The sequence below is a fragment of the Spiroplasma endosymbiont of Sarcophaga variegata genome, assembly GCF_965178695.1.
In the GTDB taxonomy this organism is placed as follows: domain Bacteria; phylum Bacillota_I; class Bacilli_A; order Mycoplasmatales; family Mycoplasmataceae; genus Spiroplasma; species Spiroplasma poulsonii.
The window spans coordinates 1,491,865-1,503,937 of the sequence record NZ_CBCXVU010000002.1 but is presented as its reverse complement, the minus strand read 5'-3'; the positions used below and the strand labels follow the sequence as shown (position 1 = coordinate 1,503,937).

Below are 12,073 nucleotides of genomic sequence, written 5' to 3'. Positions count from 1 at the left end.
AAATATTGTTGAATTTTTAAGAACAGATAAAGCAACAGAATGAATAAAAAGTAATTTTTCAGATTAAAATGAAATTAGAAGATTTAAAAGTAATATAGTTGCAATATCAAATAGTAATGAATTATTACAAAAAGCAGATCCAAAAACAATTATGACTGCTTGTTATCAAGGTGTTTTATTAAATTTACCAATGGAAAAACAATTCGGGTATGCTTATGTAGTGCCATATAACACAAAAATAACAAGAATTATTAATGGTCGTGAAGTGCAAGAGTGAATTAATCAAGCACAATTTCAAATGGGTTATAAAGGTTATATACAATTAGCACAGCGTAGTGGTCAATATTTAGATATGTCAGTATCGGATGTAAAAGAAAATGAATTAGTAAATTATGATCGTTTAAAAGGTACTACTTTTAATTGAATTCAAAATGAAGATGAAAGAGAAAAATTACCAATTATAGGTTATGTATCATATTTTAAAATGGTTAATGGTTTTGAAAAAACTTTATATATGACAAAAGAACAAATGGAAAATCATTTTATGAAATATTCTAAAACTTATGCTAAAAATAAATCATTTTATATTGCTACTTTTGATGAAATGGCATTAAAAACAGTATTAACATCTTTATTAAGAAAATGAGGTATTATGTCTGTTGAATTACAACAAGCTTATAAATCAGATCAGGCAGTTATTACAACTAATGATGAAAAGATTTATATTGATAATGATAGCAATATAAGCATAAATAAGGGTCAAATTAGTAATGAAAATATATCAAGTGAAGAAGTGACAGATAATAATTTAGTTAAAGAAGAAGATATATCAAATGTAGTGCCAACAATTAATAATAACAACGATGAGGAATGAGCCACTTGATAAAAATAGGTATTGACCCATCAGGAACAGGTACTACTGCTATTGTTATTTATGAAGATAATAAATTAATTGAAAAATTAGAATTTACAAATAAAAATTGAAAAGAACAATATGAATTTATTAATGATAAATTGTTTGATTATGAAGAAAAAATTAATATTAAAGATTGTTTATATACATCTGCTAATGCAAGTAAAGATAGAGATGATTTATTAAGATTATTAGGAGCATTATCTGTTTATAAATATTTTATTAATTGAGTATCACCAAAAAATACTAAATCAGTTGTTAAAAATATGGAAAATTTAAGTAAATATAATGATAGTTGTATATGAAAATTTGATAAAGATACTAATTTAACTTATCAATATGGTAAAGGTTGATTTTATAATAATGAAAAAATAAGTAATCATTTACGAGATGCAATTATTATTGCTAATTATGAAAGTTAATATTATGAAACATTCATATAATCAAAAAACAGGAAAGTATTATTCTTGTCAAATTCGTAATGTTAATATTTACTTAAATAAAAATGAAGAAAAAGTTTGAAATGAATTTAATAACTTTACTTATTCGCAACGAATTGAATATCTTATTAACTTTTATATAACACATTATAAAGGAAATAAAGAATATGAATAATTATATTTTATGTTATCGATCTGAACAAGGTAATCGCCCTTGTAAAAACCATCGTGGTGAATATATAATTGGGATTGATAAACAAGATGTAGATATTAATTCAACTGAATACTGAGAATATTATAAAAATAATTATGGAAAAAATAATTTAGTTATTTGTAAAGTTAAAAATTTAGACTTAATATTAGAAAATAAAAAATAACCAATTAAGGTTATTTTTTTTAAATACTATTTGTTAGTTTTTTAATAGCATCTTTTTGTGCTTGTTTTTTGTCATTTACTTTAACTTGTTTTTTAACATTTTTAATTTGACCTGTTTTTAATGCTAATTCTGTTGCATAATCAGGTCCTCGTAAATGTTTTTCGTGAGCAATAACAGCAGTTCTTAATTCTCTAATTTCTGCTTTATATTTTTTAATTTTTTTAGCAGATAATCCAAGAATACCAAGACTACCCATTCCACCAGCACCCGCTAACACAAGTAAAGCAATTACTATTTCATTACTAATTTCCATTTCTTTATTTCATTTCTTATCCTTACTCAAACAGTGGCCATCCATTCTTTCAGAACAAAATAATTTATAAATTAAACTATATAACCACCCAAAAATATCAACCGCCCCTATATATAGTTTATTTTAAATTTAATTCTTTGTTATTTTCTTCTTGTTTTTTAGTATATTCATCTTGCATATTTTTAAATATTTCTTCTGTTATACCATCCAAATTATTTCATTGTTTTGCTATTCTTGGTTGAATAACACGAGAATTAATTCGACAATCTAAGCAATGTCTTAAATGGCCTTTTTTTCATTTTGATTTATCAATTCAAATAATAATTAAAGAAATTATTAAAGTAATTAAAGGTAAAATTGTAAATACTAATCCCATTTTAGATATTTTTAATCGTGGAATATCAATTTTCATATCTACTTTGGGTTTACTACTAGCAACAAATATACCCTGAATTCCGTGTGTAAATAAAGGTGTTAATAAAATAGCAATTCCATTACCTCAATATTGACCATAATTATATCAATTAATATTATCTTTTATTGCATTGATCATGCCATATTCTAATCAACAATTTAATGCTAAAAATATCAATATATAAAAACTAACTACTCAACTACGAATTTTATATTTTCTTTCTCATTCTCTAATATATTTATGAGTTCAATTATAAGTCGGAATAGGGTCTTTTTTAAATCAATTTCAAGGTAAGGCACCTTTTAATAAAGTTGTTTTATCTTGTTTCATTATTAACTCACCAATTTTCTTTTAATTTTTAAATTACCTATTTTTATATTTTCAAAAGAACTAATAAGACCATTTGTGTCAATATACCAACCTGAAACACCTTTACTAGATGATACAACAATTCCACAACCAATATCAAAATCTTCTTTAATTTTGTCGAAAACTCTTGATGAAATAAAAAAAATCATCAATATGACAATTTGAAAACTAATTTTGTGTAAGATTATGATTTTGCTTTAAATTTTTTAAACGTTAAAATATAATACCGTTGATTGTTGGTTTGGTGTTAAACCTTTGTGTTGGTATTTTCATTTTCAGAGCTTTAAATAATTTTGAATATTAGTGAAACCCAAACCATGATAATGAATTAAGGCTTCTTTAAGACTGGATTGTAATTTACTAATCTTATTTAACTTTTGATAACTAGTATCAGGGTTTGTACTAGTTTTGGTGGAATATAGAGTAGAATTTGTTTGTTTTGCTACTAATAAATATAGTGGTTGCATATCAGAAATAATTATTGATTTTTCTTTAATTAGTTGCTTATTCATATTTTCAATAATCCATTGTTTTTGTAATCTTTTGGTATTGGTGGATTGAACAAAAATATTATTATTGCTATCAACTGCCATTTGAATACAGCATTTGGTATCAGTTGAAAATGGATCGAGATGAGTTTTTCGTTTATCAAATTTATCTTTAAAATTGCCTTTATGAATTTCTTTAATAAATGTTTCATCCATTTGGATTTGACCATTTAATTTTTTAAATTTTAACTGTGTATTTTCTAATTGTTTTGATTGCATTAATTTTTGTCGATTATATCAAGCGGTTTTTGGGGTTGTTTTAATAAAACGAGAAATTATTTTACTAGATTGTCCTAACAATGAAATTTGAATTAATAAATTTCACTGTTCATAATTTAAATGACTTCAATAAGTAAAATGATGACGAAATGCATCAAAACTAGCACGACATTTTTTACATAAATATTTTTGTTTTCCTTCGGAATTATGACCATTTTTAACACAATGAAAAGATTTGCAATTAGGACATATAATGCCTTTATCTCTAAATTTTTGATCAATTTCATTTAAACGTTTTTGTTTTTTAATTAAGTCTGCTTGTTGTTTTATTTTTTCATAAAATTCTAAAAATTGATCATCTGTTAAGCTATTTATTAATTCTGTAATTATTTTTTTCATCATTTATTTACCTCTATATATTAAAAATATACCTAATTTTAGGTATATTTTATAAATATCAAGAGTTTTCGACAAAATTAAAGAAAATCTTTAAAAGTTTCTAAAAACATATATGGTAAAATTGAAAATTGACATCATATTTTATATTCAAATTTAGAACTATCAAAATTTTTAATTTGATATGTTAGACTACTATTTGGATTAAAATCACTAGTATCTACAAATTCTCAATTACTACTACTAATAAGTATATCACCATTACATAATAATGAATTACCATTAATAGTTTTAATATTTTCACCCGATATTAATTGATCTTGTTTTAAATCAGAAACAGTAATCTCATTTTTATCATTTTTAATAATATATTTATTATCAATTTTAATATCACTACCGCCACTTTGTTTTGCTTTTCATACATTATTTTCATAATAAATCGTGTCATTATCAAACGGAACAATAAGTTTAATATATTCGTTATAATCAATTTTAGAAAAGTCATTAATAGTAGAATAAATAATATTTATTGAATTATCAGTTTGTAATCGTTCTTTTAATCAAAATAATAATGTTGGATAAAAATTTTTTTTACTAATATGCTTATATTCTTCTTCTCATGGATGAGCATAATTATCTAAACTATAATTATAAGGTCTAGATACTGTTTTACTAGATATAATATCAATAATTTCACCTGCTAATTTTAAAGCATTTTTAACATCACGAGTAATATTTTCATTTGCTTCTGGGTCATTAGTTTGTGAATATGCTACACCACCTTGTGAAAATGAAGCACTACCAGTTAAATCATTAACTCCTTTTGGTAAATATCAATTTATAACTGCTAATAAACAAGCAGATTGAATATAACTTAATCATTTATCATATTCAATTAAACCAGTATTATCTTTTTTTACTCAAGGAAACAAATCTTTTTTATTAATTTTATCTGAAATTGTTCCACCTGATAATCTATCCATTCATAAACTAGTTTTTAAAATAGCATTATAAATTAAATTATCATTATAAGCAGATTGTTTACGATCATTAATAGGTTGTCAAAGTTTACTTTCTTTAACATCTTCAACTGTTATAAATAACAAATTACTTAAATTATTTTCCATATAAAACACCCCTTAATTGATTACGATATTTATTTTTTAAATTATTTGGTTTATAACTATTAACCTTTCTTTTGGTTTTATTAATTGCTTTAATAGATTTATTAACCTGATAAAATTTATTTTTAACTGGTGTTTTATATAAATTCTTAATATTTTTAACATCACTTTTTCGTTCTCGATATCATTTTTTATTATTAATTTCACCAGCAAAATTAAAATTAAAATGTCCAATCTTTAAATTATTAATAAACTTTTTAATTTGTTGTAATTTTTGAACTGTTGGTAATGTTAATTTAGTAGTTCCTTTGGAATATTTTTCTTTTAATGTTTGTGGTAATCTTTTTTTAATATAATTTCTTAAATGACTAGGTAATCATTTTCTTAATCAATAACGCCAAAATAAAGTTCATGCATTAGATACAGAATTACTTAATAATTTTCAAATTTCAACTGGAACACTAGGATAAACATAAGGTCCATAAAACTTAGGATGTTTTGATGTTTTTGTATATATTAAAATAGTTAAATTACCTGTTAAAGTTAACTTATTTGTAATATTAAACATTCCACTATCAAGTCAACTACTATTTAAAGGTTGTCAATTAGTATTTAAATAATTTTCATTTTTAAATTGTTCTCTAATTGGAATTATGTAAAATGAAGTGCAACAAATCTTATTATTCAAATAATACAATAAAAATCATAAAAAATCAATTATAAATTTTTAAAAATCAAAATATTTATAGTTTTTATTTTATTTTAAGGAAAATTAAGCACACTAAAAAATAATTTATTAAATTACTTCAAATAAACCTATTTAAAATTATCTGAAAATACCTCTTTTGCTGTTTTTAAATTAAGAACAGGCCTTAATTTATCATTTATAACATTAACTACTCAATTTATTTTTTGTTGACTAACATTATTAAAATCAGTTCCCTTAGGAAATCATTGTCTAAGTTCAGAATTCATATATTCAATTAATGGTTTTTGTTGTGGTTTACCAGGGTCACAAAAATAAACTTGTGTTTCAGCAAATATTTCTAATTCTCTTCATTTACTAAATTCTTTTCCTCTATCAGTTATTATTCCTTTAATTTTCCCAAATAAATTATTACTTATAACAATATCTTTAAACTTTTCCACAACTTCATTAGCAGTATGATTTTTTAATTTCATAACAAAATAACTTTTACTATTTTGTTCAACTAAAACCAAATTACTAGATTGATGCTCTTTTCCAACTATGGTATCCATTTCAAATCAACCAACATCAGTCTCTTTATTCTCAATATCTCATATTGATTTAAAATTAATTAATTTACCACGATTATCAAATTTTCCTTTTGTTTTATATTTTTTACCACGATGACGTAAATTCTGTTTTAAAAAACCATAAAAACCCAAACGAATTCATTTATACAATGTTTTAACACAAACAGGAAATTTAATACCAAACTTTAGAAAATAACGATGAATAAGTTGTGATGGAGAATCACGATAAACATTAAATCTTATATTAATAAAATTTAATTGTTCTTCTGTAAACTTATATCTTTTATTATTCTTTTTTCTTTTCTCATAATACATTTTATCTGACTTATAAGCACTATATTCATCAATAGTTTTAAAACGCTTAATTTCTCGCAAAATAGTACTACGATTTCTGTTCAAACATTTAGCAATTTGTGAAATATTTATTTCACCATTATTTTTTAAAAATAATTTTGATAATAATAATTTTTCCAATTTAACCTTATCGATAAAACTTAAATGACTATACATAACATTTATATACCTTTCATTAATTTATAAATTTAATATTAAAATTATTTAATACATTATTGATATATGATAAAATCAATTATAGCATTCAAGTAATTTTAATAAAGGAGAAGTAAAATATGAAAAAGTTACTAAGTATTTTAGGAGTAATCGGATTAACAGCAACAAGTACAACAACATTAATTAGTTGTGAAAAACCAAATAATAATGAAAACGGGGGGGGTAATAAACCTACACCATAACCACAACAACTACCAGAAAATAGCAAATGAACTAATATTCCTAGAACACAGGCGCCTAATAAAGAATTTTTAACTGCTACTAATAAATGATATTTTTATGGAGAAAAAAGAAATGGTCAATATTTGCTTACAAAATTTTATTTTGATAATAATTTTATTAATAATCAAAACACTTGATGACAACACTTAAAAAATGATTCAGATTTTATTTGAAACTATAATTTAGTATATCGTTGAAATAAAAACAATGAACCACAAATACCAGAAATTAATAAAGACACAGGACTAATAATTGATTGAAAAGAATAAAAGGACTAACAAGTCCTTTTTTAAATTAATCGAACAAACTTCATAAAGATAATTAATAGGAATATATTTGTTATTGTATTATATAATGCTGGACTAAATTTTCATACCTCAAATGTTTGACTAAAAAAACTATATATTGTTTGAAATATTTTACCAACACCGCTTGATAATTCGTTTACTTGTTTAACACCGGGAATATTATTTACAATTCAAATTGCAGCATTTTTTATATGACACGCTAAATTATATCAACTACAACTTTCATATTGGGCTTGTCATCATTGTCCATCAGGAAACAACCCGCCATTATTTATTTCTTGTCAGTTATAAATTCCAAAATTAAAATCATAATAACGGTACATATCATTTTCTTTTTGGGCTTGTAATTCAAAAACATTATAACCGATTTTTTGTTCTTCAATTTTTTTGTATTTTAAACCGTATTTATCTTTTAAAGCACCTTCAAAAATATAACCTTCATTTTGATTAATATTATAATTATTTGCAACTGAAAAATCATAATTAAATACATTACCATAATTAGTATTATAAAAACGATTTTTAAATGCTGAATACAATTTAATGTCTAATTGATTGTATTTATCAGAAAAATAAAAATAACGAGGATAAATTTTAAAACCATTATTTGCTAATAAACCATATTTTTTATTATATCCTTGTACATAAGTATCATTTTCTAAATCAAAAATGGTACGTAAATAATCTTTATAAAAATTTTGGGAAACCGTAAACATACTATTTAATAGTTTTTCAAATTGATTTTTATTAGTATTAGTTTCATCAATTAAAACATCTCTAAAATTAATCAATTTTAAACCAAAAAAATTAATTAAAACAGTATCATACTGTAAATTATCAATATAACCACTTTCAATAAAATTACTGCGATTTTGAAATACAGGTACCAAAGCATGGGTAAAAAAGGCTTTTAAAAATTTATTAATATCAATTTGACCTTTCATCTGTTCAAAAACCATTTTACCAATATTAGGAGAATTACCTTGATAATAATTATAAGTTTCAGCACTAAAATTAAAAGTATCTTCTTTTTCTTTTATGAAAGAAAATAAAAAACCTAAATCATCAGTATACCAATAACTATTTGCATTATTACCATCCCAATATTGTTTAAAATGTGTTAATTCTAAACTACCAGCAATAATATTTTTATTTTCATCAATTGTTAAAATCATCCGATAAATTGATTTTCTAGTTAAAATAACATCAGGTTTTCAATCTAATTTTTCCATATTATTAATAATTTCAAAATCAAAAATTATTCTTTCACTACCCAAATTTGGGTCATCATAGTTTGGATTACCACCTTGCTGAATTCGGATATTTTCTTGTACAATAACATCAATATATTTAAGCAAAAAAGAACGAACATTTTGATAATATTCAGTATATAATTTTAATTTGCCATCATTATCAACAACGGGTAATTCTGGTTCACCGTTTCCATCTCAACGATATACTAAATTATAGTTTCAAATAAAATCTGAATCATTTTTTAAGTGTTGTCATAACAAATTTTGATTTTTAATAAAATTATTATCAAAATAAAATTTTGTAAGCAAATATTGACCATTTCTTTTTTCTCCATAAAAATATCATTTATTAGTAGCAGTTAAAAATTCTTTATTAGGTGCCTGTGTTATAGGAATTTGTATTCAAAACTCATTAATCATTTTAACTAATTGTAAATTATCAATACCTCTTTCTAATTTATTAATAACTTCCACAGTATTAAAATACTTAGCAAAAGAATAAGAAAAATTAGTTAATTCTTTTAAAAATTGTTTTTTATCAACATCATAGAATTTATCAATATTATATTGTTTAGCATAAGTATCTCAATTTTTATATAAATCCATAAACTCATCACTAGGCTTATCAAATGAAATTCCCGTTGAATAACTATCCTTTAAAAAGTCTAAATATCATTTATCATTATAAGTTAATGTTTGTGATGTTTTTAGAGTTGGATTAATAAAGTAATTTGTTTCAGACCAGTTTTCAAAAAAACTACTGCGTAAAAACATTGTATTAATAAAATCAGTTTCATTCATTCCCATTGTTTGTTAATTAACAGTATAATTCTGCTGATTTAAGGGTTTAAATGCTGTTAAAGTAATAAATGGAATAATTAAACCTAAAATACCTAAAATAGATATGGCAAATAAAGATAATGATTTTTTCATATTTATAATTCAACCCCTAACTATACAATGTTTTTGAAACAATAAACCCAACAATATATAAACTTGATATTGTTAACATTAATGGATGACTAAACAAAATTGCCATTTTACCAAACAAAGAAAGTAAAAAAGTATCTGAGTTATATAAATCAATAATGATATTTTTTGCTGATGTTAATTGATTTATAATCACCGTAATAAAACTAGTACCAAAAATAGCAATTGCAGCAACTAATAAAACTAATCTAATCATTAATCTGTTTCCTTTCACCGACCATTTTTATTAGCCTTATGTGCTTTTTTAACACCACGTACTGTTGAAGCATACAATTTTGATGTATTGTTTTTAACAGTTGAACCTAATTCATTATATTGTGTTCTTGTTCCGTGGATAGCATAAATTGATAACTTAACAACCATAAAAAAGATAATAAAATAAGCAATAGTTGTATTTGTCATTGGTAATTTAGTATTTCAAATTACATCAAAAATAAACAAAAATACATCAAAAATCAAACTAAAAATCTTATCTCAATTATTACTTTCTGATAATAAATTAATCATCTTTATCACTTCCTTTTTCTTTTTTAGGTTTTAAATTTTTTTTCAAAATATAAATATCAAACAATGCTAAACGCTCTTTAACACTTAATTTAGTAATTTCTGACCAATAATATTCTTTATAATTAACTATTTCATCATTTTTTAAATCACGAACAAACTTTAATCATTTACTATCATATTTCTGTGCAAATTCTAATGGAATAATTATTTTAAAAAACCGAATTCCTAACCCAACATCCGACTTATGTTTTGCTCGTTTACCTTCGGCTGTTCGTTCTACTGATTTTGTTTTTCAAATTTCATAATCTGTAATATCTTGAAAAATACCAATTCGCATAATAAAGAAACGATTAAAAAAATTAAATCCTTTTTTAGCAATAGGTTTTTTCAATGAAATTGGAATAATAATACCACTTGCTAATTGTCGAATATTATTTCAAATCATACCCTCACGCTGAGCAGTAAATAAAGCACGATTACCAAAATGTCTTGCTAATACAATTCACGGAATTTTACCACTACGAACTTTTTTCTCATCGTGGGGACTAGTTCCATCAATATATAAATAACTTTCATCAAATAAAATAACACTATCATCTGGGGGAACTGGTTTTGTTCTATCTGTAAAATCTAAATTTTTAAATGTTAAAACTTTAACTTTATCATCTTCTAACGGATAATTACTATAAATCTTATCTGTTAATAGTTTAATAGTTTGTGATAAATAAGTTAAAAGTAAAGTTTTTCCCGTCCCTAACTTACCAATAATTACTGATAACGGATTATCTCAAACAAAATTAACTAAACGAAAAGCACTCAACTGATAAAATATGTTTTTTCAAACTCATCAGACAAAATAAACACATTGCAAAGCAAACAATAATCAAAATACTAAACCGGTATAATTTAATGAAATTATTCAAAGTAATAAATCAATTAAACTAAACAAAATCATTGAACCACCAATATAACAATAATTTTTTAAGAAAAATATAAATTTTTTCATTACTTAAAATACCCAACTATTTTAAAAACCATTCACAATAAAAACCACGTTAAAAATAAAATCACAATTCAAATACCAATCATAAGAGTTAAATATTCATTTTGAGTTAAATTTCAAGTTGTAATAATTTCAACATTCGTTTTATCTATAAACAAAAATACATAAATAAAAAACTCTTTTAATTTTTCTCAATCATTTTGCATATTTAAAAACTCCACATTTTCTGAATAAGTTTAAAAAACATCACCAAAAATAAAACGATAAATAATACAAATGATATGACATATAAAAATTCAGGAGCATTTGAACCAATAATATAACTAACAAATTGAACTCAATAATAATATAAACCCATTAATTTAAGTCCTTCAAGTCATTAATTAATTTATCTACTTTTTCATCACTTCAATTTGTTAAATTATTGTTAGTTGTTTTTACTTTTTGAGGTTCACCAGGAAATATTGCTTTTTTCATTTGTGTAAAATAATTTTATTTGTATTGATTATACAAATTGATTAGTTCTGCTCCAGTTAAATATTTTCACACATGACGTTTTAAATTTTCATCATATTTTACAATAGGATAAGAATTATCATAAATCAAACCGATTGCTACTTGTTCTGAGTGTTTTTCACTCGGATAAATAAATTTATTACTCAACCAAAAACCAATATGACGATTATGATTAGGTAAATTTATAAAAATTGCTTTTTTTGTTTCAAAAACTATCAACTCTTTACGAATAAAATAATTTTCTATATTTTGATTTTTCTTAACAAAATTACTCAATTTTATCAACTCCTAACCTTTAATTTTGTCGAAAAC

At 23.1% G+C, this 12,073-nt stretch carries 16 protein-coding genes and 2 pseudogenes; 6 read left to right on the top strand and 12 right to left on the bottom strand.

Going from position 1 to position 12,073, the window contains the following annotated elements:
- Positions 1-73 precede the first annotated feature (73 nt).
- From ACOBME_RS09945 to ACOBME_RS09930, 4 genes are read left to right on the top strand one after another with little or no spacing between them, the layout of a single operon-like run.
- A complete protein-coding gene (locus ACOBME_RS09945; protein WP_338966599.1) occupies positions 74-886 on the top strand; it encodes a recombinase RecT in 813 nt (270 codons plus the stop codon).
- Positions 871-1,335: a hypothetical protein gene (locus ACOBME_RS09940; protein ID WP_338966024.1), complete on the top strand. Its 465-nt coding sequence runs from the start codon at positions 871-873 to the stop codon at positions 1,333-1,335. Before ACOBME_RS09945 ends, ACOBME_RS09940 begins: the two co-directional genes overlap by 16 nt.
- Complete coding sequence (locus tag ACOBME_RS09935; RefSeq protein ID WP_419333849.1) at positions 1,325-1,528, top strand: hypothetical protein; 204 nt, start codon at positions 1,325-1,327, stop codon at positions 1,526-1,528. Before ACOBME_RS09940 ends, ACOBME_RS09935 begins: the two co-directional genes overlap by 11 nt.
- Positions 1,521-1,730, top strand: a complete 210-nt coding sequence (locus ACOBME_RS09930; RefSeq protein ID WP_338966021.1) for a hypothetical protein — start codon at positions 1,521-1,523, stop codon at positions 1,728-1,730. Before ACOBME_RS09935 ends, ACOBME_RS09930 begins: the two co-directional genes overlap by 8 nt.
- A gap of 19 nt (positions 1,731-1,749) precedes the next feature.
- Here the strand turns inward: ACOBME_RS09930 and ACOBME_RS09925 are convergent, their stop codons facing one another.
- From ACOBME_RS09925 to ACOBME_RS09900, 6 genes are all read right to left on the bottom strand, one after another.
- Positions 1,750-2,088, bottom strand: coding sequence for a hypothetical protein (locus ACOBME_RS09925; RefSeq protein ID WP_419335126.1), 339 nt, complete (start codon positions 2,086-2,088; stop codon positions 1,750-1,752).
- A gap of 73 nt (positions 2,089-2,161) precedes the next feature.
- Entirely contained in the window at positions 2,162-2,788 is a 627-nt protein-coding gene (locus ACOBME_RS09920) for a hypothetical protein (protein WP_338966019.1), read from the bottom strand.
- 245 nt (positions 2,789-3,033) lie between these two features.
- Positions 3,034-3,996 carry an IS1/IS1595 family N-terminal zinc-binding domain-containing protein gene (locus tag ACOBME_RS09915; protein WP_338963247.1) on the bottom strand — a complete coding sequence of 321 codons (963 nt, stop codon included), beginning with the start codon at positions 3,994-3,996 and terminating at the stop codon, positions 3,034-3,036.
- A gap of 74 nt (positions 3,997-4,070) precedes the next feature.
- Complete coding sequence (locus tag ACOBME_RS09910; protein WP_338966017.1) at positions 4,071-5,117, bottom strand: hypothetical protein; 1,047 nt, start codon at positions 5,115-5,117, stop codon at positions 4,071-4,073.
- Positions 5,107-5,802 (bottom strand): hypothetical protein, encoded by a 696-nt coding sequence (locus ACOBME_RS09905; protein WP_419335123.1) that lies wholly within the window; start codon positions 5,800-5,802, stop codon positions 5,107-5,109. Before ACOBME_RS09905 ends, ACOBME_RS09910 begins: the two co-directional genes overlap by 11 nt.
- Before the next feature lie 128 nt (positions 5,803-5,930).
- On the bottom strand, positions 5,931-6,902 hold the full coding sequence (locus ACOBME_RS09900; RefSeq protein ID WP_419335122.1) for an IS30 family transposase: 972 nt from the start codon (positions 6,900-6,902) through the stop codon (positions 5,931-5,933).
- Positions 6,903-7,021: 119 nt separating this feature from the next.
- Here ACOBME_RS09900 and ACOBME_RS09895 point away from each other — a divergent pair, with 119 nt between their 5' ends.
- On the top strand, positions 7,022-7,144 hold the full coding sequence (locus tag ACOBME_RS09895; protein WP_338964746.1) for a lipoprotein: 123 nt from the start codon (positions 7,022-7,024) through the stop codon (positions 7,142-7,144).
- Positions 7,145-7,267: 123 nt separating this feature from the next.
- Positions 7,268-7,453 (top strand): hypothetical protein, encoded by a 186-nt coding sequence (locus ACOBME_RS09890; protein WP_338965864.1) that lies wholly within the window; start codon positions 7,268-7,270, stop codon positions 7,451-7,453.
- A gap of 20 nt (positions 7,454-7,473) precedes the next feature.
- Here the strand turns inward: ACOBME_RS09890 and ACOBME_RS09885 are convergent, their stop codons facing one another.
- The 6 genes and pseudogenes from ACOBME_RS09885 to ACOBME_RS09860 form a co-directional block, all read right to left on the bottom strand.
- Positions 7,474-9,552, bottom strand: coding sequence for a spiroplasma phage ORF1-like family protein (locus tag ACOBME_RS09885; RefSeq protein ID WP_419335120.1), 2,079 nt, complete (start codon positions 9,550-9,552; stop codon positions 7,474-7,476).
- A gap of 142 nt (positions 9,553-9,694) precedes the next feature.
- Positions 9,695-9,931 carry a hypothetical protein gene (locus tag ACOBME_RS09880; protein WP_419335118.1) on the bottom strand — a complete coding sequence of 79 codons (237 nt, stop codon included), beginning with the start codon at positions 9,929-9,931 and terminating at the stop codon, positions 9,695-9,697.
- 50 nt (positions 9,932-9,981) lie between these two features.
- A pseudogene (locus tag ACOBME_RS09875) lies at positions 9,982-10,242 on the bottom strand (hypothetical protein); the annotation flags it as partial.
- Positions 10,235-11,248 (bottom strand): hypothetical protein, encoded by a 1,014-nt coding sequence (locus ACOBME_RS09870; protein ID WP_419335116.1) that lies wholly within the window; start codon positions 11,246-11,248, stop codon positions 10,235-10,237. The gene ACOBME_RS09870 and the pseudogene ACOBME_RS09875, both read right to left, overlap by 8 nt.
- Positions 11,248-11,451, bottom strand: a complete 204-nt coding sequence (locus tag ACOBME_RS09865) for a DUF2649 family protein (RefSeq protein ID WP_338963585.1) — start codon at positions 11,449-11,451, stop codon at positions 11,248-11,250. The genes ACOBME_RS09870 and ACOBME_RS09865 overlap by 1 nt, the downstream gene beginning before the upstream one ends.
- 151 nt (positions 11,452-11,602) lie before the next feature.
- A pseudogene (locus ACOBME_RS09860) lies at positions 11,603-12,037 on the bottom strand (DUF3627 domain-containing protein).
- Positions 12,038-12,073 lie beyond the last annotated feature (36 nt).